The sequence below is a fragment of the Malikia sp. genome (assembly GCF_028687635.1).
Taxonomy (GTDB): domain Bacteria; phylum Pseudomonadota; class Gammaproteobacteria; order Burkholderiales; family Burkholderiaceae_C; genus Malikia.
The window spans coordinates 1-22,321 of the sequence record NZ_JAQTZS010000031.1; the positions used below are offsets into that span (position 1 = coordinate 1).

17 protein-coding genes, 2 tRNA genes and 1 pseudogene are annotated in these 22,321 nt (G+C 66.4%); 15 read left to right on the top strand and 5 right to left on the bottom strand.

Features of this window, described 5'->3' with window-relative positions:
- The 3 genes and pseudogenes from PHR85_RS13630 to PHR85_RS13640 form a co-directional block, all read right to left on the bottom strand.
- A pseudogene (locus tag PHR85_RS13630) lies at window positions 1-199 on the bottom strand (electron transfer flavoprotein subunit beta/FixA family protein); the annotation flags it as partial.
- A gap of 62 nt (window positions 200-261) precedes the next feature.
- Window positions 262-1,572 (bottom strand): MFS transporter, encoded by a 1,311-nt coding sequence (locus PHR85_RS13635; protein WP_300055223.1) that lies wholly within the window; start codon window positions 1,570-1,572, stop codon window positions 262-264.
- A gap of 32 nt (window positions 1,573-1,604) precedes the next feature.
- Window positions 1,605-3,242, bottom strand: coding sequence for an acyl-CoA synthetase (locus tag PHR85_RS13640; protein ID WP_300055225.1), 1,638 nt, complete (start codon window positions 3,240-3,242; stop codon window positions 1,605-1,607).
- A 182-nt stretch (window positions 3,243-3,424) separates the two neighbouring features.
- Here PHR85_RS13640 and PHR85_RS13645 point away from each other — a divergent pair, with 182 nt between their 5' ends.
- From PHR85_RS13645 to tig, 3 genes are all read left to right on the top strand, one after another.
- The gene (locus PHR85_RS13645) at window positions 3,425-5,467 is read left to right on the top strand and encodes a PAS-domain containing protein (RefSeq protein WP_300055227.1); all 2,043 of its coding nucleotides are present in this window, start codon (window positions 3,425-3,427) and stop codon (window positions 5,465-5,467) included.
- Entirely contained in the window at window positions 5,464-6,204 is a 741-nt protein-coding gene (locus PHR85_RS13650; protein WP_300055230.1) for a response regulator transcription factor, read from the top strand. Before PHR85_RS13645 ends, PHR85_RS13650 begins: the two co-directional genes overlap by 4 nt.
- Window positions 6,205-6,462: 258 nt before the next feature.
- Complete coding sequence (gene tig / locus PHR85_RS13655; RefSeq protein ID WP_300055233.1) at window positions 6,463-7,773, top strand: trigger factor; 1,311 nt, start codon at window positions 6,463-6,465, stop codon at window positions 7,771-7,773.
- A gap of 152 nt (window positions 7,774-7,925) precedes the next feature.
- Here tig and PHR85_RS13660 read toward each other — a convergent pair whose 3' ends face one another.
- A complete protein-coding gene (locus PHR85_RS13660) occupies window positions 7,926-9,128 on the bottom strand; it encodes an RNA-guided endonuclease TnpB family protein (protein ID WP_300055236.1) in 1,203 nt (400 codons plus the stop codon).
- A gap of 164 nt (window positions 9,129-9,292) precedes the next feature.
- Between PHR85_RS13660 and clpP the strand changes: the two genes are divergently transcribed.
- The 5 genes from clpP (at window position 9,293) to PHR85_RS13685 (ending at window position 14,126) form a co-directional block, all read left to right on the top strand.
- On the top strand, window positions 9,293-9,904 hold the full coding sequence (gene clpP / locus PHR85_RS13665; RefSeq protein ID WP_300055239.1) for an ATP-dependent Clp endopeptidase proteolytic subunit ClpP: 612 nt from the start codon (window positions 9,293-9,295) through the stop codon (window positions 9,902-9,904).
- A gap of 108 nt (window positions 9,905-10,012) precedes the next feature.
- Complete coding sequence (gene clpX, locus PHR85_RS13670) at window positions 10,013-11,281, top strand: ATP-dependent Clp protease ATP-binding subunit ClpX (RefSeq protein WP_300055241.1); 1,269 nt, start codon at window positions 10,013-10,015, stop codon at window positions 11,279-11,281.
- A gap of 87 nt (window positions 11,282-11,368) precedes the next feature.
- Window positions 11,369-13,855, top strand: a complete 2,487-nt coding sequence (gene lon, locus PHR85_RS13675) for an endopeptidase La (RefSeq protein WP_300055244.1) — start codon at window positions 11,369-11,371, stop codon at window positions 13,853-13,855.
- A gap of 103 nt (window positions 13,856-13,958) precedes the next feature.
- Window positions 13,959-14,034: transfer RNA gene (locus PHR85_RS13680), tRNA-Gly, on the top strand.
- Between the two features lie 18 nt (window positions 14,035-14,052).
- A tRNA-Cys gene (locus tag PHR85_RS13685) sits at window positions 14,053-14,126 on the top strand.
- A gap of 117 nt (window positions 14,127-14,243) precedes the next feature.
- Here the strand turns inward: PHR85_RS13685 and PHR85_RS13690 are convergent.
- The gene (locus tag PHR85_RS13690) at window positions 14,244-15,002 is read right to left on the bottom strand and encodes a carbonic anhydrase (RefSeq protein ID WP_300055247.1); all 759 of its coding nucleotides are present in this window, start codon (window positions 15,000-15,002) and stop codon (window positions 14,244-14,246) included.
- Window positions 15,003-15,043: 41 nt separating this feature from the next.
- Here PHR85_RS13690 and PHR85_RS13695 point away from each other — a divergent pair, with 41 nt between their 5' ends.
- The 7 genes from PHR85_RS13695 to PHR85_RS13725 are packed head-to-tail and all read left to right on the top strand — an operon-like array spanning window position 15,044 to window position 22,317.
- Window positions 15,044-17,587 carry a hypothetical protein gene (locus PHR85_RS13695; RefSeq protein ID WP_300055250.1) on the top strand — a complete coding sequence of 848 codons (2,544 nt, stop codon included), beginning with the start codon at window positions 15,044-15,046 and terminating at the stop codon, window positions 17,585-17,587.
- Window positions 17,588-17,613: 26 nt separating this feature from the next.
- Complete coding sequence (gene ccmA / locus PHR85_RS13700; protein WP_300055253.1) at window positions 17,614-18,306, top strand: heme ABC exporter ATP-binding protein CcmA; 693 nt, start codon at window positions 17,614-17,616, stop codon at window positions 18,304-18,306.
- The gene (locus PHR85_RS13705) at window positions 18,303-19,007 is read left to right on the top strand and encodes a heme exporter protein CcmB (protein ID WP_300055256.1); all 705 of its coding nucleotides are present in this window, start codon (window positions 18,303-18,305) and stop codon (window positions 19,005-19,007) included. Before ccmA ends, PHR85_RS13705 begins: the two co-directional genes overlap by 4 nt.
- A 5-nt stretch (window positions 19,008-19,012) precedes the next feature.
- The gene (ccmC, locus tag PHR85_RS13710; protein ID WP_300055259.1) at window positions 19,013-19,759 is read left to right on the top strand and encodes a heme ABC transporter permease CcmC; all 747 of its coding nucleotides are present in this window, start codon (window positions 19,013-19,015) and stop codon (window positions 19,757-19,759) included.
- Window positions 19,752-19,952 carry a heme exporter protein CcmD gene (gene ccmD / locus PHR85_RS13715; protein WP_300055262.1) on the top strand — a complete coding sequence of 67 codons (201 nt, stop codon included), beginning with the start codon at window positions 19,752-19,754 and terminating at the stop codon, window positions 19,950-19,952. Before ccmC ends, ccmD begins: the two co-directional genes overlap by 8 nt.
- Window positions 19,949-20,395, top strand: a complete 447-nt coding sequence (gene ccmE, locus PHR85_RS13720) for a cytochrome c maturation protein CcmE (protein ID WP_300055265.1) — start codon at window positions 19,949-19,951, stop codon at window positions 20,393-20,395. The genes ccmD and ccmE overlap by 4 nt, the downstream gene beginning before the upstream one ends.
- A complete protein-coding gene (locus PHR85_RS13725) occupies window positions 20,392-22,317 on the top strand; it encodes a heme lyase CcmF/NrfE family subunit (protein ID WP_300055268.1) in 1,926 nt (641 codons plus the stop codon). The genes ccmE and PHR85_RS13725 overlap by 4 nt, the downstream gene beginning before the upstream one ends.
- The last annotated feature ends 4 nt before the right edge of the window (window positions 22,318-22,321 follow it).

A 22,321-nucleotide genomic window follows, 5' to 3' on the forward strand; every position in this document is an offset into this window, starting at 1 on the left:
GGCTCACGCCGCAGGAGACGGCGATCACCTCGGTCGCGGCGCCCTTTTCCTTCAGGCGCACCGCTTCCTCGATCGCGATCTCGTCGAAGGGGTTCATGCTCATCTTGACGTTGGCGATGTCAACGCCGCTGCCGTCGGCCTTGACGCGCACCTTGACGTTGTAGTCCACCACGCGCTTGACGGGGACGAGGATCTTCATGTTTGACTCCAGTAGGAATGAAAAGCAGGGGCGTGCAGGGAAGTGAGCCGCCCCTGACTCAATCAGGCCGAAGCGGCGCGATCGTGGTTGATGAAGGACAGGGCGATAGCACCGATCAGGCCGGCGGCAGCGATGACCAGGAAGTTCTGCTCCAGCGGCAGCTTGAGGGTCACGATCAGGCCGATCAGCAGCGGAGCCATGATCGCGCCAGCGCGGCCGACGCCGGAGGCCATGCCGATGCCGGTCGAACGGATGGCCATCGGGTAGAACTGGCCGGAATAGGCATAGGCCACGATCTGCGCGCCGGTCGAGCAGGCGCCGACCATTCCGATGACCAGGTACAGCATGTCGGTGGACATCGGAATGGTCATCAGGTAGAGGAACAGGCCGCCCAGCGCATACATGGTCACCAGCACCCACTTGATGTGGAACCGGTCAGCCAGCCAGCCACCCACGATGGCGCCAAACATCGCGCCCAGGTTGAGTGCGATGACGAAGCTCAGCGCCGAGCCCAGGCTGTAGCCGGACATCGCCATCAGCTTGGTCAGCCAGGAGCTCAGCGCGTAGATCATGAACAGGCCGGTGAAGAAGGCGACCCAGAACATCAGGGTGCTCAGGCCGCGACCTTCCTGGAACAGCCGGGCGATCGGCGCACCCGCGCCCTTGGCCGACGGCGGCACGATGAACTGGTCCTCGGCGCTGAGCTTCAGGCTCGGTTCGATGCGCTGGACGATATCGCGCAGATGGCTGTCGTCATGGTGAGAGACCAGGTAGGGCAGCGACTCGGGCATGCTCTTGAGGATGAAGGGGATCAGCAGCAGCGGAGCGCCGGCGGCGATGAACACCGACTGCCAGCCGTAGTCACCGATCAGCTGCTTGCCCAGCACCGCCGCCAGGATGCCACCGAGCGCGTAGCCCGAGAACATCAGCGTCGTCATGACGCTGCGGATCTTCTTGGGCGAGTATTCGGTCATCTGCGCGACGATGTTGGGCATCACGCCACCGATGCCCAGGCCGGCGATGAAGCGCATCACGCTGAAGCTGACCGGTTCCGTCATGAAACCGGCCCCGGCGGTGAAGACGCTGAACAGGAAGACGCAGATCACGATGGTCCAGCGCCGGCCGATCCGGTCGGACAGGGTGCCCAGCAGCATGGCGCCGAACATCATCCCGAACAGCGCCGAGCTGGCCATGAAGCCCGCGGTGGACGCGGTCACGTTCATCTCCTTCATGATCGACGGCAGCGCGGTGCCGGCGACCGCGATGTCATAGCCGTCGATGATGATGATCAGCAGGCACCAGAGCAGCACCTTCAAGTGGAAGCGGTTGAAGCGGGCGTCGTCGGCCAGCTTGTGGACATCGATTTTTCTCATGTTGTCTCCTGTTGGTTGTTATGAGGAATGGCTCACTCGATCGCGCTGGTCGACTTGACCTGGCCGCGCAGCACGAACTTCTGGATCTTGCCGGTCGAGGTCTTGGGCAGGGCGCCGAACACCACCCGCTTGGGCACCTTGAAGCGCGCCAGCAGCTGGCGGCAGAATTCGAGGATCTCCTCGCCGGTGGCTTGGGCGTCCGGCTTGAGCTCGACGAAGGCGCAGGGCACCTCGCCCCAGCGCGCGTCGGGCATCGCGACCACGGCCGCCAGCATCACGGCCGGGTGGCGGTGCAGGGCGTCCTCGACCTCGATCGAGGAGATGTTCTCGCCACCCGAGATGATCACGTCCTTGCTGCGGTCGCGGATCTTGACGTAGCCGTCCGGGTACATCACGGCCAGGTCGCCGGTGTGGAACCAGCCGCCGGCAAAGGCCTCCTCGGTCGCGCCCGGATTCTTCAGGTAGCCCTTCATGACCACGTTGCCGCGGAAGAAGATCTCGCCCATGGTCTCGCCGTCGGCCGGCACCGGCTCCATCGTCTCGGGGTCGAGCACCGCGATCGCTTGCTGCATCGGCGCGGACACGCCCTGGCGGCCGTTGAGCTGGGCCCGCTCCTCGATCGACAGGCCTTCCCAGTGCGCCTGCTTGGCGCAGACGGCCGCCGGCCCGTAGACCTCGGTCAGGCCATAGACATGGATCAGCTCGATGCCGACGCGCTCGCAGCCCTCGATCACGGCCGCTGGCGGCGCCGCGCCGGCGATCTGGCCGTGGATCTTGTGCGTGATGCCCTCACGCAGGCTGTCGGGGGTATTGATCAGCAGGCTGTAGACGATCGGCGCGCCGCTCAGGTGCGTGATGTGGTGTTCGCGCACCAGTTCGAAGATATGCGTCGGATCGACCTTGCGCAGGAAGACGCTGGCGCCCGCGATCAGCGCCATGGTCCAGGGGAAGCACCAGCCGTTGCAGTGGAACATCGGCAGCGTCCACAGGTAGGTCGCATGGTGCGGCAGCTGCCAGGAGATCACGTTGCTGGCGGCGTTCAGGTAGGCGCCGCGGTGGTGCGTGACCACGCCCTTGGGGTTGCCGGTGGTGCCCGAGGTGTAGTTGAGCGCGATCGCATCCCACTCGTCGGGCGGCAGGCTCCAGCTGTAGCCGGGGTCGCCCTGGGCCAGGAAGTCCTCGTAGCTGATCTCGCCCAGGTCGTAGCCGGCGGGCGCGGTCTCGTCCTCGACCTCGATCACATAGGGGCGGTGGGTGCCGCACATCGCCAGCGCCTTGACCATGACGCCGGAGAACTCGCGGTCGGTCAGCACCACCTTGGCCTCGCCATGCTGCAGCATGAAGGCGATGGCCTCGGCGTCGAGCCGGGTGTTGAGGGTGTTGAGCACGGCGCCGGTCATAGGCACGCCGAAATGGGCCTCGAACATCGCCGGCACGTTGGGCAGCATGACCGCGACGGTGTCGCCTGGGCCGATGCCCCTGGCCGCCAGCGCGCTGGCCAGTCGGCGGCAGCGCTCGTAGGTCTGGGCCCAGTTCTGGCGCCGCTCGCCATAGATCACGGCGGTGCGATCCGGATAGACCCGCGCGGCGCGCTCGATGTAGCTGAGCGGGGACAGAGCCACGAAATTGGCGGCGTTCTTGTCCAGCCCGGTGTTGTACTGATTGGTCACTGGTGTCTCCTCGGTTGTTCGACACAGGCCTGGTCACGTTTTCCAGGTTGCATCTCTCGCTATCATCGGCAACCTTCTTTGCACCAGTCTTCTTCAAATGTGACGAATGTTTGCAAGACGGGCATGGGGTCATGCCGCAATCCTAGAATCCGTCAACATTGACCATGCCCGCGCGAAACACCATGGACGAGAATGTCCGATCCCTCCCTCCATTGCCGGACCAGCCACCGCGCTGCGATGCCTTGCAGGCGGCGCTCGATCTGATCGACCAGGGCATCATTCTGGTAGACAAGGAGCTGAAACTCGTGGTCTGGAACCGATGCTTCCTGCAACTGTTCGATTTCCCGCCCGAGATGGCCTACCCGGGTGCGCCCTTCGAGAATTTCATCCGTCACAACGCCTTGCGCGGCGAATACGGTCCCGGCGACCCCGGCATGCAAACCGAGGTCCGCGTCGCCATGGCCAGAAGCTTCGAGGAGTACGACCTCGAGCGCACGCGTCCGAACGGCACCATCCTGAGCGTGCGTGGCCTGGCGGTTCCCGGCCGGGGGCTGATCACCTTCTATTCCGATGTCACCGAGGCCAGGCACCGGGAGGCGCTGATCCGCGAGCAGAACGCCTTGCTCGAAGCCCGGGTGGCCGAGCGCACGGCCGAGCTGCTGCGGACCAACGCGCACCTGCGTCAGGCGCTGGAGCGCAACGAGGCGATTGCCCTGTCGCTGGTGCGCAGCGAGGCCCGCATGCGACTGATCACGGATTCGATTCCCGCGCTGCTGGCCTATTTCGGTCATGATCGCCGCTACCACTATGTCAATCGCGGTTATCGCGACTGGTTCGGGCTCGATCCGAGCAAGCCGGAATCCATCAAGGCCAGGTCCTTTCTCGGCGAGGATACCTATTCCCGGATCCGGCCCTATGTCATGCAGGCCGTCAGGGGCGCGGCCGTCACCTTCGAATACGAGGTGCAGACGGTGCACCGGGGACTGCGCATCGCGCGCACCAGCCTGATTCCCGAGACCAGCCCGGAGGGCGAGGTCGTCGGCTGCTTCGAGCTGACCTTCGACGTCACCGACGAACGGCTGGCGCATGACCGCATGGCCCAGGCGCAGAAGATGGAAGCGCTGGGGCTGCTGACCGGCGGTCTGGCGCACGACTTCAACAACATCCTGACCGTGGTCCAGGGCAATCTGGTGGCGCTGGCGGAAATACCCGCCCTGCGCCCCTACCTGAGCGACTACCTGAAACCAGCCCTGAATGCCGCGCTGCGGGGATCGGATCTCATCCGGGGCTTGCTGTCCTTTGCGCGCAAGCATCCCTTGAGCAGCCGGGTCGAGGACCTCAACCTGTGCCTGGCCAGTACCGCGACGCTGTTGCGCGGCGTGCTGCCCGAGGGCCTGAGTCTGGTCACCGAATCCTCGGCGCTGCCGCTTTTCGTCTGCCTGGACCCGAACCAGTTGCAGGATGCCTTGCTCAACCTGGCGCTCAACGCCCGGGACGCGACCGGCGGCAAGGGCCGGATCACGATCCGCTGCAGCATGGCAGCCCTGGGATCCGAGGCCGCCGCCAAGCTGGACCTGGCGCCCGGCCAGTACGCCCGGATCAGCGTCGAGGACGACGGTTGCGGCATGGATCAGTTGACCATGGACCGGGTCTTCGAGCCCTTCTTCAGCACCAAGGCGCCCGGGCAAGGCAGTGGCATGGGCATGGCCATGGTCTACGGCTTCGTGCAGCAGTCGGCCGGCGCGATCGAGCTGCGCAGCCAGGTCGAGCAGGGCACGACCGTGTCGATCTTCTTCCCGCTGCACGGCATCGGGGGCTCGTCCGCCGACTTGGCCGATGAGCCAGCCCTGGCGACGGAGATCCCGTCCGAGGGCCGGCGCGGTCTGGCCCTGCTGGTCGAGGACGACCCCGGTGTGCGCCAGTTGCTGCGGCGCGAGTTGCTCGATATCGGCTTCTCCGTCATCGAGGCGGAAAACGGCTCCGAGGCCATCGATCTGATCGACCACACGCGCGACATCCAGCTCCTGCTGTCCGATGTCGTGATGCCCGGCTCCATCGACGGTCTGAACGTGGTGGCCCATGCGCGCTCCAAGGGCACCATACCCCGGATCGTGCTGATGAGCGCGTTTGTACCCAACGGTGCCGCGCCGGCGGAAGTCCCCTTCCTGCAAAAGCCGTTCTCGCGCGCCGAACTGCTCAAGACCCTCGCCACCGCCAGGCCATGAACGAACCCGTTGCGATCCAGGAGGCCAGCGCCTCCAGTCCGCTCATCTTCGTCGTCGAGGACGATATCGGCGTGGCACAGCTGGTGGTCAGGATGCTGGAGTCCTTCCAGTTCCAGGTCCGGCGCTTCGGCGATGGGGGCTCGGTGCTGCACCATGTCCGGGCCGAGCATCCGGCCCTGTGCATTGTCGACCTCGGCTTGCCGGACATGGACGGCATCGAGCTGGTCCGCCAGATCGGTCAGGTCAGCTCGTGCGGCGTGCTGATCCTGTCCGGGCGCGACCATCCGGTCGACCGGGTGATGGGGCTGGAGCTGGGCGGGGATGACTACATCACCAAGCCGTTCGACCCGCGCGAGCTCGTGGCCCGGGTGCGCAGCATCCTGCGTCGCCGCCAGCCGCGCAATCCGGTGTCCGAAGCCCGGCAGCGCCGCTACGCCCGCTTCCTGGGCTGGACCTGGGATTGCGCCGCCAATACGCTGCGCGATCCCGAGGGCGTGGAGCATGTGCTCGGCAATGCCGAGTCACGGGTGCTGAAGGCTTTCCTGGAGCGCCCGCACCAGATCCTCACGCGCGAGCAGTTGCTCGGTCAGCGCCAATTGTCCCCGATGGACCGCAGCATCGACGTGCGGATCTCGCGCATCCGGCGCAAGCTCGAACCCGATCCGCAAAATCCCAAGATCATCAAGACCGTCTACGGCGCCGGCTACATGTTCACCGCCGCCGTCACCTGGTCGTAGCCGCTCCCTTTGCATCATGGACCGTGGCCCTCACGGCCCGGTGAGTCCGCCGCTGACGCCCGGGCCGAGCGTTCGCCCGGGCGTCAGGGCGCCGGACGGGCTCGGCTACAATCAAAGATTACCCAAATCAGACGGGCCCATCCCCGGGATGGCCGCCTGTTTCTGAACTGAGCGAGGTCGCCCGCGGGCGGTCCGCGAGGCAGGCACACACCGCGCGCGGCCCCCAGGCTGGCGCCATTCCTCATCTAGGAGAAAACCATGGCAGTGAACGTCGAGACCCTGGAAAAGCTGGAGCGCAAGATCACGCTCGAGCTGCCGGTGGCTGAAATCCAACAGGAAGTCGATGCGCGCCTCAAGCGCATGGCCAAGCAAGTCAAGATGGACGGTTTCCGTCCGGGCAAGGTGCCGCTGAGCGTCGTCGCCAAGCAGTACGGCTACTCGGTCCAGTACGAAGTCATGAACGACAAGGTCGGCCAGGCTTTCCAGGCCGCCGCCACCGAAGCCCAGCTGCGCATCGCCGGTGCTCCGCGCATCAGCGAAAAGGAAGGCGCCGCTGAAGGCGCCGTGGCCTTCGAAGCCGTGTTCGAGGTCTACCCGGAAGTCAAGATCGGCGACCTGAGCAGCGCCGAGATCGAGAAGCTCACCGCCGAGGTCGACGAAGCCGCCATCGACCGCACGCTCGACATCCTGCGCAAGCAGCGCCGCACCTTCACCACCCGTGACGAAACCGGCTGGGCCGAAGCGGGCGACCGCATCACCATCGACTTCGAAGGCAAGATCGACGGCGAACTGTTCGACGGCGGCAAGGCCGAAGGCTTCCAGTTCATGGTCGGCGAAGGCCAGATGCTCGAGCAGTTCGACGCTGCCGTGCGCGGCATGAAGACCGGCGAGTCCAAGACCTTCCCGCTCGACTTCCCGGCCGACTACCACGGTCAGGACGTCGCCGGCAAGACCGCCGACTTCCTGGTCACGGTCAAGAAGATCGAGTTCCAGAACCTGCCTGAAGTCAACGAAGAGTTCGTCAAGTCGCTCGGCATCGAAGCCGGCACGGTCGAAGCCCTGCGCGCCGACATCAAGAAGAACCTCGAGCGCGAAGTCAAGTTCCGCCTGCAGGCGCGCAACAAGGCGGCCGTGATGGACGCCCTGATCGCCAAGGCCGAACTCGACCTGCCCAAGGCCAGCGTCGACGCCGAAATCGAGCGTCTGGTCGAAGGCGCCCGCGCCGACCTCAAGCAGCGCGGCATCCAGGACGCCGACAAGGCCCCGATCCCGGCCGAGCTGTTCAAGGACCAGGCCGAGCGCCGCGTGCGCCTGGGTCTGGTGGTGGCCGAGCTGGTCAAGGCCAACGAACTGCACGCCAAGCCCGAGCAGCTCGACGCGCACATCGAGGAAATGGCGGCCTCCTACGAGCGTCCGGAAGAAGTGGCGCGCTGGTACAAGGGCGACAACCGCCGCCTGGCCGAAGTCGAAGCCATCGTGATCGAGAGCAACGTCGCCGACTTCGTCCTGGGCCAGGCCAAGGTCACCGACAAGACGGTCAGCTTCGAAGAGCTGATGGGCCAGGCCTGATCCTGCGGCGCTGGCCAGCCGGTCGGCGCCCCGGACCCAAGTCAAGCGAGGGCGGAAGCGATTCCGCCCTTTTTTATTGCCCGTCAGCCCCCATCTGTTGAACAGGCCATTCGGCATTGGTTACAGTAAGCCGTTCTGTCAGACTTGCTCATTCATGTACAAACATGAACAAAGCTGACTTCCTGCTTCGCCGAGGCCGGTTTCGCCCCCGTCTTGCGACGGCGGCCAGAGCCTTCCTCTCCACAGGCTGTGACGGTGGAACTCACCGCCAAATTTCTTAAATTGATCGCTGCATTCACGTCTCGGTCGTGGTTCGCGCCGCATTGCGGACAGGTCCACTCGCGCACCGACAGCGGTAGCTTGTCGAGCCGATGCCCGCAGACCGAACAGGTCTTGCTGCTGGGATGCCAGCGATCCGCCACCACTACCTGCCCGCCGCGCATCACGGCCTTGTATTCCAGTTGCCGCCGCAGCTCGAAGAAGCCCATGTCGGTAATGCTGCGCGCCAAGCGGCGGTTTTTCACCATGCCGCGCAGGTTCAGATCTTCGATGCCGATGGTGTGGAAGCGCCGCGTGAGGTCTGTCGTGAGCTTATGCAGAGCGTTCGAACGGATGTTGGCGATACGGGCATGCAACTTCGCCAGCCTGGCCCTGGCCTTCTTGCGATTGGCCGATCCCTTATGCTTGCGCGACAAGCTCCGGGATAGCCGGCGCAAGCGGTCCAGCAGCGCCTGGTGCGGCTTGGGACCGGGAATCGTCTCACCCGTCGAGAGCGTCGCCAACGCCTTGACACCCAGATCCACCCCCACCGCGCCTTGGTTCTCGGCTTGGGGTAGAGGTGAATCGTCCTGGGTATCGACGGCAAAGCTGACATACCAGCGATCGGCCACGCGCGAAACCGTGGCTGACAGGATCTTGCCCGCGAAGCGCAACGTCTCGCGCATGCGCACCCAACCGAGATTGGGGATGCGAATGCGTGAACCGTCGAGACTGAACTGGTCATTGCTGAGACTGAAGCGGTCGTGCCGGCCTTTCTGGCGGAATTGTGGGTACTTGGCGTGGCCGGCGAAGAAGTTCTGGAACGCCAGGCCCAGCTGGATGATCGCCATCTGCGGCGCGTTCTTCGTGACTTCGAGCATCCAGGGAAACTGCTCGCGCTTGACGGCGTTCAACTGGCGGCGCAAGGCAGCTTGCGAGGGTTGGGGCAGCGTCGGATCCAGCTTGTGGGCCTCGTACTGGCGCTGCCACTCGGCCAGCGCCCAGTTGTACGCGAAGCGCGCCACGCCCGCCGCGCGGGCCAGGTAGGTGGCCTGTGCGTTGTTCGGATCGAGAGCAATCTGGTGCGCGATCAGCATAGAGGCATAATTCTGGCACGAACCCGCACGGCTTGAACAGGGCTGCAGTTCTTCCCGTCATGCCGTCACAGTGCGTGAGCAGGTATGAGCATGAAAGAGAAGAATTGAGCAGGTTTTACGGTAACTGAATGAAACCCTGCAACGTTTTCTGGAGCACAACACACATGAGCGCATTGGACGCACAAAACCTGGGCATGGTGCCCATGGTGATCGAGCAATCCGGCCGTGGCGAGCGCGCCTACGACATCTACTCGCGCCTGCTCAAGGAGCGCGTCGTGTTCCTGGTCGGTCCGGTCAACGACCAGTCGGCCAACCTCGTGGTCGCGCAGATGCTGTTCCTCGAGAGCGAGAACCCGGACAAGGACATCCATTTCTACATCAACTCGCCGGGCGGTTCGGTCAGCGCGGGCATGTCGATCTTCGACACGATGAACTTCATCAAGCCCGACGTCTCGACGCTGTGCATGGGCATGGCCGCCAGCATGGGCGCCTTCCTGCTCGCCGCCGGCGCCAAGGGCAAGCGCTTCTCGCTGCCGAACTCGCGCGTCATGATCCACCAGCCGCTGGGCGGCACCCAGGGCCAGGCCACCGACATCGAGATCCACGCGCGCGAGATCCTGCGCCTGCGCGCCGACCTCAACAAGATCCTGGCCGAGCGCACCGGCCAGCCGCTCGAGAAGATCGAGCGCGACACCGAGCGCGACTACTACATGGCCGCGGCCGAAGCCGCCGAATACGGTCTGATCGACCGCGTGATCGACAAGCGCGGCGCCTGATCCCGATCTTCCCGCACAGCCCGCGCCGTCCGCTGTCGAAGCGGTGCGCGGGCTTCACTTATCATCGGTGCTTCCAGCATTCCACCGAGTTCGAGCAAGGCATTTCTCATGGCCGATAACAAAGGCGCCTCCAGCGAAAAAACCCTCTACTGCTCCTTCTGCGGCAAGAGTCAGCACGAGACCAAGAAACTGATCGCCGGACCCTCGGTGTTCATCTGCGACGAGTGCATAGACCTGTGCAACGACATCGTGCGCGAGGAGCTGCCGCAGGGCAGCCTGGCGCCGGCCGAGGCCGGTGACCGCCTGCCGACGCCGATCGAGATCAAGCAGCATCTCGACGGCTATGTCATCGGCCAGGAGCCGGCCAAGAAGTCGCTGTCGGTCGCGGTCTACAACCACTACAAGCGCTTGCGCCACAAGGCCAAGGCGCGCAAGGACGACGTCGAACTGGCCAAGAGCAACATCCTGCTGATCGGCCCGACCGGCTCCGGCAAGACGCTGCTGGCCGCGACCATGGCGCGCATGCTCAACGTGCCCTTCGTGATGGCCGACGCTACCACGCTGACCGAGGCCGGCTATGTCGGCGAGGACGTCGAGAACATCATCGCCAAGCTGCTGCAGACCTGCAACTACGATGTCGACAAGGCCCAGCAGGGCATCGTCTACATCGACGAGATCGACAAGATCACGCGCAAGTCCGAGAACCCCTCGATCACGCGCGACGTCTCGGGCGAGGGCGTGCAGCAGGCGCTGCTCAAGCTGGTCGAGGGCACCATCGCCTCGGTGCCGCCGCAAGGTGGCCGCAAGCACCCGAACCAGGACATGCTGCAGGTCGACACCTCCAACATCCTGTTCATCTGTGGTGGCGCCTTCGCCGGCCTGGAGAAGATCGTCGAGCAGCGCACCGAAGCCGCCGGCATCGGCTTTGGCGCCAATGTCAGGAGCAAGCAGCAGCGCAGCCTGACCGACGTCTTCGCCGAGGTCGAGCCCGACGACCTGGTCCGCTTCGGCCTGATCCCCGAGCTGGTGGGTCGGTTGCCGGTCGTGACCGCCCTGGCCGAGCTCGGCGAGGACGCGCTGGTCGAGATCCTGACCGAGCCCAAGAACGCGGTGGTCAAGCAGTTCGCCCAGCTGCTGCGGATGGAGCACGTCGAGCTCGAAGTCACGCCCGAGGCGCTGCACGCGATCGCGCGCAAGGCGATCAAGCGCAAGACCGGCGCGCGCGGCCTGCGCTCCATCCTGGAGCAGGCGCTGATGGACACCATGTTCGAGCTGCCCAGCCTGGACAACGTGCAGAAGGTGGTGGTCGAGCCCGCCACCGTCGACGAGGGCAAGGCCCCGCTGCTGGTGCTGCGCGAAGAGGCCAAGCAGGCCTGAGACCCGCAACAGCTCGATTGCCGGCGGCCGCGGCTTGAAGTCGCTGCCGCCGGCCCCATTTGAGCGGAAAGATTTTTAGGTAACAGCATGTCCGGACACACCCCAATGCCCAGCCAGCCCGTCGCACTGCCGCTCCTGCCGCTGCGCGACGTGGTCGTATTCCCCCACATGGTGATCCCGCTGTTCGTGGGCCGGCCCAAGAGCATCAAGGCGCTGGAAACCGCGATGGAGCATGAGCGCCGCATCATGCTGGTGGCGCAGAAGACCGCCGCCAAGGATGACCCGACCCCGGACGACCTGTTCGAGATGGGCTGCGTGGCGACCATCCTGCAGATGCTCAAGCTGCCCGACGGCACCGTCAAGGTGCTGGTCGAGGGCCTGCAGCGCGCCAGGGTGCTGGGCGTGGAGGAGGAAGAGAGCCATTTCACCGGCCGGGTCCAGCCCCTGTCGGCGCAGGACGAGGCCGCTGGCGTTGCATCCAGCGAGGTCGAGGCGCTGCGCCGCGCGCTGATGCAGCAGTTCGACCTCTACGTCAAGCTCAACAAGAAGATTCCGTCCGAGGTGCTGACCTCGATCGCCAACATCGAGGACGCCGGTCGCCTGGCCGACACCGTCGCCGCGCACCTGCCCTTCAAGCTCGAAGCCAAGCAGGCCGTGCTCGACCTCGACCGGGTCGCGCCCCGGCTGGAGAACCTGTTCGGCCAGCTCGAACGCGAGGTCGAGATCCTCAACGTCGACAAGCGCATCCGTGGCCGCGTCAAGCGCCAGATGGAGAAGAGCCAGCGTGACTTCTACCTCAACGAGCAGGTCAAGGCGATCCAGAAGGAGCTCGGCGAGGGCGAGGAGGGCGCCGACCTCGAACAGCTCGAAAAGAAGATCCGCCTGGCCAAGATGCCGGCCGACGCGCGCAAGAAGGCCGAGGGCGAGCTCAAGAAGCTCAAGCTGATGTCGCCGATGTCGGCCGAGGCCAGCGTGGTGCGCAACTACATCGAGACCCTGGTCGGCCTGCCCTGGAGCAAGAAGACCAAGATCAAGCATGACCTGGCCTACGCCGAGCAGGTGCTCAACGAGGACCACTACGGCCTCGATCGGGTCAAGGACCGCATCCTCGAATACCTCGCGGTGCAGCAGCGCGTCGACAAGGTCAAGGCGCCGATCCTGTGCCTGGTCGGCCCGCCGGGCGTGGGCAAGACCTCGCTCGGGCAGTCGATCGCCAAGGCCACCGGCCGCAAGTACACCCGCATGGCGCTGGGCGGCATGCGCGACGAGGCCGAGATCCGCGGCCACCGCCGCACCTACATCGGCGCCATGCCGGGCAAGGTGCTGCAGAGCCTGAACAAGGTCGGCGCGCGCAACCCGCTGTTCCTGCTCGACGAGATCGACAAGCTCGGCATGGACTTCCGGGGCGATCCGTCCTCGGCGCTGCTCGAGGTGCTCGATCCGGAGCAGAACCACGCCTTCGCGGACCACTATGTCGAGGTCGATTTCGACCTGTCGGACGTGATGTTCGTCGCCACCTCCAACTCGATGAACATCCCGTCGGCGCTGCTCGACCGCATGGAAGTGATCCGCCTGAGCGGTTACACCGAGGACGAGAAGACCAACATCGCGCTCAAGTACCTGCTGCCCAAGCAGTTCGAGAACAACGGCATCCAGGCCGGCGAGATCGAGGTGGCCGAGGACGCGGTGCGCGACATCGTGCGCTACTACACCCGCGAGGCCGGCGTGCGCTCGCTCGAACGCGAGCTGTCCAAGATCTGCCGCAAGGTGGTCAAGGGCCTGCTGCTCAAGAAATACCAGCCGACCGTGCTCGTCAACTCCGCCAATCTCGACGAGTTCCTGGGCGTGCGCAAGTACAGCTACGGCCGCGCCGAGCAGCTCAACCAGATCGGCCAGGTCGTGGGCCTGGCCTGGACCGAGGTCGGCGGCGACCTGCTGACGATCGAGGCCGCGCTGATGCCGGGCAAGGGCAACGTGATCCGCACCGGCCAGCTCGGCGATGTGATGAAGGAGTCGGTCGAGGCAGCGCGCACCGTGGTGCGCAGCCGCTCGCATGCGTTCGGCATCACCGACGAGGCCTTCGAGAAGAAGGACATCCACATCCACGTGCCCGATGGCGCCACTCCGAAGGACGGCCCGAGCGCGGGTGCCGCCATGACCACCGCCATGGTCTCGGCCATGACCGGCATCCCGGTGCGCGCCGATGTCGCCATGACCGGCGAGATCACCCTGCGCGGCGAGGTCACCGCCATCGGCGGCCTGAAGGAAAAGCTGCTGGCCGCGCTGCGCGGCGGCATCAAGACCGTGCTGATCCCTGAGGAGAACGTCAAGGACCTGGCCGAGATTCCCGACAACGTCAAGCAGGGCCTGGAGATCGTGCCGGTGCGCTGGATCGACCGGGTGCTGGAGATCGCGCTCGAACGCTATCCCGCGCCGCTGGGCGAGCCGCTGCTGGCCAGTCCGCCGGCTGCCGTGGCAGTGACCGAGGCAGTGGCCGAGGTGAAACCGGGCAAGAAGCCGACCAGGAAGTCGGCACGCAAGACCGCCCAGCCACCGCGCGCGAGCCAAGGCTGAGAATCTGCAAGAAATTTTCAGCTGGCGCGAAAAACGCAGAAAACTGCCATAGAATAATGGCTTCGGACAGCGCAGGTGGCAACGCCGAAAGATGCTGAAAAATGCGGGATTAGCTCAGTTGGTAGAGCGATACCTTGCCAAGGTATAGGTCGAGAGTTCGAGTCTCTTATCCCGCTCCAGATTCAATAAAAAAACAAGGCGCGGTAGCAAAGCGGTTATGCACCGGATTGCAAATCCGTGTAGGTCGGTTCGACTCCGGCCCGCGCCTCCAAAAAAATCAAGCACTTAGCGCAGCAATGCCTAGGTGCTTTTTTCTTGTCCGATCGGCGGCAGGCCATCCGACCAGCCGGGCAGACTGGCCAGCCGGGTCTGGTTCCTGGCTCGTGGGTCAGATGGACTCCTGGATCACGCGGTTCCGCAAGGGCTGTACCGGACGTGCGTTGAAGCGGAACAGCTGGCGGAAGGAATCGATCTGTTTCTGACTCACCTGCACGGGGGTCTTGAGCACCATCCAGTTCACGCCTTCCGAGCAAGGCGGCGTGGTCAGCGACCCGGCGAAGGCGTAGTAGCCCTTGCTGGCAGGTAGCATGTCCGCCAGCTCAAGTTTCATCTGGTCGACGGTGATTTGCTCGCCAGCGCGGGGCAGGTGGGCGAAGACCGGCTCGAATGCCGCATTGCGCTTGCCCTTCTGGAGCAGCACGCCCACGACGCCCAGCGCGCCTTCGGCATTCTTGTGCACGAAGTGAGCGACCATTGCGGTCCGCTTGCCGTGGACCTGTTCCTCGCTGGGCGTGTGGAAGTGGAACTGCAGCAGTTCGAAATTCCTGTCACCGATCCTGAGCGTATTGCCTGCAGGCAGGTTGACCTGTACCGTGTGACCATTGTTCACGATCGTCGGAGCGGTCGCGCCGTACTGAAAATCCAGCGTGGGGAGTTCGGTCTTTTCCGTCTTGCTGATGTTGATGGGGCTTTGGCTCGTGCCCTTGGCGCAGGTCTCGAATGCCGGGTCGAGTTCGGCCCATTGCGCGGGACCGCCGTGTCCCCCATAGCCCCAGTGTGGAGCATGGCCTTGCGCGTGCGCCGCCAGGCTGAGAAGGCCGGCAGCGGCGACGGCCAGCGTCTTGAGAAGGGGGCGTTGGGTATTCATTGTCAATCCTGTTCTTGGTTGGGGGTGGCGAGGGAGCCAGCATGTTTTATAGCATCCTCTGGCCGGGCGTTCTCCCTACAATCTGGCCCACCTATGCCGATCGCTTCGCTTGCCGTCCCGTGCGCTTGACCCTCAAGTTCTTCCTCGCCTTCCTGTGGCTGCTGTGGGCCAGCCTGGCCGGTGCGGCACAGGACACCATTCACCAGGGGCCCGCGCTCGACGTGCGGGTGCAGCGCGGCGACGCCCGCTTGCCGCTGGCGCTGGTCAACCGCCTGCGCAGCGGCGACAAGCTGCTGGTGCGCCCCGATGTCGATACCCTGGCCCAGGGCGACTGGGTGCTGCTGCTCGCGCGTGTTTCCCCGACCGGCAACCAGGTCGAATCGCGCCACTTCGATGTGCGCGAGCTCGACGGCTACGCCGAGCTGGAGATCGCCGCCGACAACCAGATTCCCGTCATCCTGCTCGCGCCCCAGTTGCGCAGCCTGTTCGGCCTCTACACCAGCCTGTCCAGTTCGGCGAGTCTGCTCGACGCGGTGCTGCGCGCCGACCCGCAGCGCTTTTATGAACTGCAAAAGGTCGACCAGATCAATCAGGCCATCCAGGCCATCAGCCGCGGGCTGGCGCGCAGCGTCTCGGGGCGCAAGCCCGAAGACGCCATCCAGGCCGCGAAGGAGCTGGCCGCCAAGTTCGGGGTGAACCAGCTCGACCCCGAATGTTTCAAGAACCAGGCGGTCAACACTGAATGCGTGGCCAGCCACATCGTGGCCAACCGGGATTTTTCGCTGCCCTCGGCCAACGACCTGACCGCCATGGTCGGCAACAAGAGCTCGGTCGACCTCAACAGCCTGCTGGTCGCCAACCTGCGGCTGATCTCGCAGGCGAGCGAGTATCTCGGCAGCAAGTACCGCGACTCCTACGACTTCGCGCCCACCTTCGGCCGTCGTCTGCAACAGACCCAGCGCATCGAGCTGTTTTCGGTCACGCGCTTCAGGAGTGGTGGCGTGAAGACGGCCTACATCTATGTGCCCTCCTGGTTCGCGGGGGCCACGCCGGGGCTGAGCGTGGATGAGCGCCGTGCCGGCTGCTACAGCAGCGCCGGCCTGGAGGTGCAACTCAAGGGACGCCTCCCCCTGGCCAGTTACTGGCATGACTGGCGCATGACGCTGCTCGACCCCGAAACGCTCCAGCCGCTGGGCGAGACGACCGCTGTCACGCTGGACCAGGAGGCGGGTCGCTTCAGCTTTGATCTGCTTGAAAGCGCAGGCGAAATGCAACCGCGCGGGCAGCAGGTCGCGGTCTCGCTCGCCGGACGCTTCGGTTTCGACCCCGTCACGCTCGGGCCGGTGCGCATGACGCTGCCCTGGCAGGACGCGCAGTCCATCATCGCCGACCTGGAAGGCTTGTCCGGGCTGATCGCCGGCGAGCGCGCGACGCTCAGGCTGCGCTCGTCGATCGCTTCGGCCTGCGTCAGCGAAATGGCGCTGGCGCTGCCCAACGGCATGTCATTGCGCTCCGAGCCCGATTCGCCCACGCTGCTGGACGCGGACTTGAGCCAGATCAAGCCGTCCAGCCTGGAGCTGACCATCGCCCAGGCGGCGGCCCAGCCGCTGCTGGTGCAGCTGCGCGTGCTCCCGCCCAAGGCCCGGATCACGCGGGTGGAACACTCGGAGTGGGAGGACGGCATCACGGTCAGCGGCGAGCGGCTCGACCGCATCGCCCGCATCGAGGTCGGCACGGCCGTCTGCGCGGTCGACGCGCCGCCCGAGTCGCTTCGCAGCCAGCAGCAGGTCCGGCTCGCTTGCCAGGGCGACATGCGCCACAACGCCCGCTTGCCGGACCAGGTCATCGTGCGGCATCGGGACAACGAGCCCGCAGCCATCCGGCTGCCGCTGAGCAAGACGGCGGCCAGGCCGCGCATGAGCATCGCCAAGGACATGCCCAACGCGCTGCTCGTGACACCGTCGGCCAAGGCCATGCAGTGGCATCTCGCGCCCGACGAGCGCTTCGTCTCGGATGACTCCGGCCTGAACCTGCTGCTGCAGGCCGACCCGCCCTATCGGCTCGACAAGGGCAATTACTGGCTGCAGTTGCGCTTCCGCGATGACCCGCGTTCGGAGGCCCAGCCCATCAGCGCGCCCCTGATCGCGGACTTCGTTCACCACGAATTGCGCACGCTCGGTCCGGTCGGTTTCGGGCCTGCCGGCTTGCCCGGGGTGGTCAACCCGATCGAGTACCGGGTGCAGCATCAGCCATCCGGCCAAGCCGGTGATTGGAAGAGTCTCGACCGATCGGTGCTGCTGTTGCCGGACCTGCAGTCCATGTCCTGCTCGCCAACAGGCGACGCCTGGTGGGTCAAGGGCAAGCACCTGGACCTGATCGATGGCGTCCGGGTACCCGAAACAGGGGTTTCGGAGGCTTCCCCGCACGAGGCTTTCTCGCCTGCCAGTCTCGTGCCCTGTCCGGACGGCCTGTGCCTGAGCCTGCCCAGGGAGCTGCCGCAAGGGCGGGTCCAGCTGCGCGTGCGCTGGGTCGACCGGGTGTTCACCGTGCGTCTGCCCGAGCCTGCGCAGGCCTGTGCGGCTTGATCCCGGTCAACAAAGCTGCATCGCACATGCACGATAATTCGCACAACGCCGGGCCGGCGGTCCGCTGTCGCCGTCGTTCGGGTCATCCCTCATCCACCGGATTCTTTCATGTCGATCATCGGAGCCAGATGCTGAGCTGGGAGCAAGTCGCGGCGGCGCGTAACGGGCACCGTCTCTGGGGTCCCATCAGCGGGGGCGTGGCGGCGGGTGTCCCGCTCCATGTCCGTGGCGCCAACGGCTGCGGCAAGACCACCTTCCTGCGCACGCTGGCCGGATTGCGCGCGCCCGCTTATGGTCGCGTGCTGCGCCCTGCGGGAGGCTGCTGGTTCCTCGGCCACGCGCTGGCCTGCGCCGAGGACCTCGACGCGCGGTCCAACCTGCGCCACTGGCTGGCGCTGGCGGGCTTCGACCCGTCCGACGACCGACTCATGGCGGTGCTGGCAGAGCTCCAGGTCCCGGCGCGCAAGCCGCTGCGTCACCTGTCCGCCGGTCAGCGGCGCAAGTCGGCGCTGGCGTTGCTGATGCTCGGCGAGCGAGCGCTCTGGCTGCTCGACGAGCCGTTCGACGCGCTCGACCTGCGCAGCGTGGACTGGCTGGCGCAGCGCTGTCGCGAGCACCTTGGCCGTGGTGGCGCGCTGGTCTACACCTCGCACCAGGCCTTGCCGGCGGGTTTCCCGGCGGGCGATGTCCTGGACCTGGTGAGCGGGAGTCGCGCATGAACGCTGTCGCGCACCGGGAGTCGCGCGCCTGGTGGCCTGCGCTGCGCGCGGTCGCGCTGCGCGAGTGGCAGAGCGCCTGGCGCCGTCCGGGCGACTGGGTCATGCACGCGATGTTCTTCGTCATGGTCAGCAGCCTGTTTCCGCTCTCGCTCAATCCCGAACCGGCCACGCTGGTCTTGCTCGGCCCTGGCGTGCTCTGGGTCGGCGTCTGCCTCGCGGTGCTGCTGGCGACGTCGCGCCTGTTCCAGGACGATCTGGCCTCGGGCTGGCTCGACCACTGGGTGCTCAGCGGCGTGCCGTTGCCGCTGCTGCTGGCGTCGCGCATGGTCGCGCAGTGGCTGCTGGCGGCGGCTCCCGTGCTGCTGGCGGTGCCACTGGTCGGCCTGCAGTTCGGCTTGTCGCTGGCGGCACTCGTGGCGTTGCTGGCGGCGCTGCTGCTGGGCAGCGGCGTGCTCGTGATGCTGGCCTGTGTCGCGGCGGCGCTGGGCGCCGGCGCGCGCGGCGGTGCGCTGCTGACCGTGCTGCTGGTGTTGCCGCTGGCGGTGCCGGTGCTGGTGTTCGGCACCATGGCGGTGCACGCGGCCCAGCGCGGCAGCGACCCCAGCGCCGAACTGGCGCTGCTTGGCGCGATGTGGGCTTTTGCCGCCCTGGTCTGTCCCTGGGTGGGTGGCGCTGCGGTATCCGCCGCGGTGGAAGGGTGAAGCAATTGAACTGGCAGAAATATGTTTTCTGGTTCGCCAGTCCCTGGCGGCTGCATGCGCTGGCGGGCCGGCTCGTCGCGCCGCTGCTCTGGCTGGCGCTGCTGCTGGCGTTGCCCGGTGCCTGGCTGGGCTTCGTGAGCACGCCGGCCGACGCGGTGCAGGGCGAGGGCTACCGCATCATCTACCTGCATGTGCCGGCGTCGTGGATCGCGATGTTCGTCTACGCGCTGATGGCGTGCTGGAGCGCGCTCGGTCTGGTGCTGCGCACCCGCGTCTCCTTCATGATGTCGCATGCGCTGGCGCCGACCGGAGCCTGGTTCGCCGCTCTCAGCCTGGTCACGGGCGCGTTCTGGGGCCAGCCCATGTGGGGCACCTGGTGGGTCTGGGACGCCCGGCTGACCTCGTCGCTGCTGCTGCTCTTCCTCTATCTGGGCTACCTGATGCTGCAGCACGCGCACGAGGATCCGCAGCGCGCCGACCGCAGCTGCGCCTTGCTGGCGCTGCTCGGTGTCGTCAACCTGCCCGTCATCTACTTCTCGGTGCGCTGGTGGAACACCCTGCACCAGGGCGCGACCATCGCACCGGGCAAGAGCCTGATGGCGGCGCCCATGCTGGCGGCCCTGCTGCTGATGTGCGCCGCCGCCTGGTGCTACACCGCAGCGACCGCCTTCCAGCGGGTGCGGCTGCTGATCGAGGAACGCGAGGCGCACAGCCGCTGGCTGGACCGACTGCAGGAGCAGGATCATGCATGACAACTGGCTGGGCTGGTTCACGCCCTGGTGGCCCGACTTCGCCTCCTTCCTGCGCATGGGCCGGCACGGGCTCTATGTCTGGGCCAGCGTCGCCCTCACGGTGGCTGCGCTTTGGCTCGAGTGGGCGCTTCTGCGCCGTCGCGGCGCCAAACTGAATCAAATGACGAACGAAGGACTGGAGTCCGACCGATGAAACCCCGTTCCCGCCGCCTGCTGGTGGTCCTGCTGGTGCTGGCGCTCGCCGGCGTCGCCGTCTTCCTGACCACGCGCGCCTTGCGCAGCAACCTGGTGTTCTTCCTCACGCCGGGGCAGGTGCTCGACGGCGAGGCGGTGGGCAAGACCCATCTTCGCCTGGGTGGTCTGGTGCAGGCCGGCTCGCTGCAGCGTGACGGCGAACGGGTCCGCTTCGTGTTGGTCGATGCCCGCCACGGCATCCCCGTCGTCTACCGCGGCATCCTGCCCGACCTGTTCTCGGAAGGCAAGGGCGCGATCGCGCAGGGCCGGCTGGACAACAGCGGCGAGTTGCAGGCCACCGAGGTGCTGGCCAAGCATGACGAGAACTACATGCCGCCCGAGGTGCAGAAGGCGCTCGACGGCAGCGCTCACCCCGCAGCCAAGCCGGGAGCGGGCCAATGATCGGTGAACTCGGTCACCTCGCGCTGATCCTGGCCTGGATCGCGGCGCTGGTCCAGACCGCGGCGGGCCTGAGCGCCCGCGCGCCAGCTCGCCTGGCCGGTGCCGCGCTGCAGTTGCAGACCTTCATGCTGGTCGCCGCCTTTGGCGCGCTGGCCTGGAGCTTCCTGCGGAACGACTTCACGCTGGTCTACGTGGTCCAGCACAGCAACCGCGACCTGCCCGCCATTTACCGTTTCGCCGCGGTCTGGGGGGGGCATGAAGGCTCGATGCTGCTGTGGGTGCTGACGCTGGCGGGCTGGTCGCTGGCCGCCGCCATCGGACTGGGCCGGCACGACGCCGAGCTCGCGCGCAGGACCATCGGCGTGCTGGGCATCATCTCGATCGGCATGCTGGCCTTCGTGCTGTTCACCAGCAACCCCTTCATCCGCCTGCTGCCGGCGGCGCAGGATGGCCAGAACCTCAACCCGCTGTTGCAGGATCCTGGCCTGGTGATGCATCCGCCACTGCTGTATCTGGGCTATGTCGGCACCGCGGTGCCGTTTGCCGTCGTGATGGCCCGCCTGTTTTGCGACCACGTCGGGCTGGAGCGCGGCGAATGGCTGCGCTGGTTGCGCCCCTATGTGCTGTGGGCCTTCGTCGCGCTGACGCTCGGCATCGCGCTGGGCTCCTGGTGGGCCTATTACGAGCTGGGCTGGGGCGGCTGGTGGTTCTGGGACCCGGTCGAGAACGCCTCCTTCATGCCCTGGCTGGCGCTGGCCGCCTTGCTGCACCTGCTGGCCGTGCGCGAGCAGCGCGGCGCCTACGCGGGCTGGATCGGGCCGCTCGCCGTGGCCGTGTTCGCGCTCTCGCTGATCGGCACCTTCCTGGTCCGCTCCGGCGTGCTGACCTCGGTGCACGCCTTTGCCACCGACCCGAGCCGTGGCAGCGCCATGCTGGCGCTGGTCGCCATCACCTTGCTGGCCTCAGTGGGCCTGTTGTCGGCGCGCGGCCAGCGGCTGCTGCCGGCGCGTGATCCCGCTGTCGCCGGACTGCTCTCACGCGAAGGACTGGTTGGCATCAACGCCGTGCTGCTGCTGGCCGCCTGCGCGACCGTGCTGCTCGGCACGCTCTATCCGCTGGCGATGGACGCGCTGGCGCTGGGCAAGATCTCCGTCGGTGCGCCGTATTTCGATGCCGTCATGCTGCCGTTGCTGCTGCCGCTCCTTCCCGCTGCCGCGCTGGGCCAGGCCCTGGGCTGGGGCCGCTTCGACTGGCGTCGCCTGCGCTCGGCGCTGCTGTCGCCGCTGGTCGTCACCGCCAGCGCGGCCGTCTGGTTGCCCTGGGAGCTGCAGCGCCTCCATGGCGAGATCCACTGGCTGGCACTGCTCGGCCTGCTGCTGGCCACCTTCCTCGCCGCAGCCGTGCTGCGCCAGCTGCTGAGCCACTGGCGCCAGGGCGCATCCGCCTGGGGCATGGCATTGGCGCACCTGGGCCTGGCGGTGTTCGCGGTCGGCGTCGCCATGGTCAACAGCTACGGCGTCGAGCGCGACGTGCGCCTCGAACCTGGCCAGTCCATTGCGCTGGCCGACTGTCGTCTGACCTTCCAGGGCATCCAGCCCGAGCGCGGCGCCAACTACGCCAGCCTGCGCGGCCATTTCGAGCTGGCCTGTCCGGGCAGCACGCCCCGCAGCCTGCATTCCGAGAAGCGCTCCTACCCCGGCTCGGGCATGCCGATGACCGAGTCCGCCATCGACTGGGGCCTGACGCGCGACCTCTATGTCGCGCTCGGCGAAATGGGGCCGGCCGGCCCCTTCGGCGACTGGATGGTGCGTGTGCAGCACAAGCCCTTCATGCGCTGGGTCTGGGGCGGTACCCTGCTGATGGCGCTCGGCGCGCTGGTCGCCTCGCTGGCGCGCCGCTTGCGCCGCAGGAGTCCGCGGTGAGCGC

What these genes read in the sequence shown, in the direction of transcription:
- PHR85_RS13635 (WP_300055223.1), bottom strand. Translation starts at nt 1,572, where the DNA reads ATGAGAAAAATCGATGTCCACAAGCTGGCCGACGACGCCCGCTTCAAC.
- PHR85_RS13645 (WP_300055227.1), top strand. Translation starts at nt 3,425, where the DNA reads ATGGACGAGAATGTCCGATCCCTCCCTCCATTGCCGGACCAGCCACCG.
- PHR85_RS13650 (WP_300055230.1), top strand. Translation starts at nt 5,464, where the DNA reads ATGAACGAACCCGTTGCGATCCAGGAGGCCAGCGCCTCCAGTCCGCTC.
- tig (WP_300055233.1), top strand. Translation starts at nt 6,463, where the DNA reads ATGGCAGTGAACGTCGAGACCCTGGAAAAGCTGGAGCGCAAGATCACG.
- PHR85_RS13660 (WP_300055236.1), bottom strand. Translation starts at nt 9,128, where the DNA reads ATGCTGATCGCGCACCAGATTGCTCTCGATCCGAACAACGCACAGGCC.
- clpP (WP_300055239.1), top strand. Translation starts at nt 9,293, where the DNA reads ATGAGCGCATTGGACGCACAAAACCTGGGCATGGTGCCCATGGTGATC.
- clpX (WP_300055241.1), top strand. Translation starts at nt 10,013, where the DNA reads ATGGCCGATAACAAAGGCGCCTCCAGCGAAAAAACCCTCTACTGCTCC.
- lon (WP_300055244.1), top strand. Translation starts at nt 11,369, where the DNA reads ATGTCCGGACACACCCCAATGCCCAGCCAGCCCGTCGCACTGCCGCTC.
- PHR85_RS13690 (WP_300055247.1), bottom strand. Translation starts at nt 15,002, where the DNA reads ATGAATACCCAACGCCCCCTTCTCAAGACGCTGGCCGTCGCCGCTGCC.
- PHR85_RS13695 (WP_300055250.1), top strand. Translation starts at nt 15,044, where the DNA reads ATGTTTTATAGCATCCTCTGGCCGGGCGTTCTCCCTACAATCTGGCCC.
- ccmA (WP_300055253.1), top strand. Translation starts at nt 17,614, where the DNA reads ATGCACGATAATTCGCACAACGCCGGGCCGGCGGTCCGCTGTCGCCGT.
- PHR85_RS13705 (WP_300055256.1), top strand. Translation starts at nt 18,303, where the DNA reads ATGAACGCTGTCGCGCACCGGGAGTCGCGCGCCTGGTGGCCTGCGCTG.
- ccmD (WP_300055262.1), top strand. Translation starts at nt 19,752, where the DNA reads ATGCATGACAACTGGCTGGGCTGGTTCACGCCCTGGTGGCCCGACTTC.
- ccmE (WP_300055265.1), top strand. Translation starts at nt 19,949, where the DNA reads ATGAAACCCCGTTCCCGCCGCCTGCTGGTGGTCCTGCTGGTGCTGGCG.
- PHR85_RS13725 (WP_300055268.1), top strand. Translation starts at nt 20,392, where the DNA reads ATGATCGGTGAACTCGGTCACCTCGCGCTGATCCTGGCCTGGATCGCG.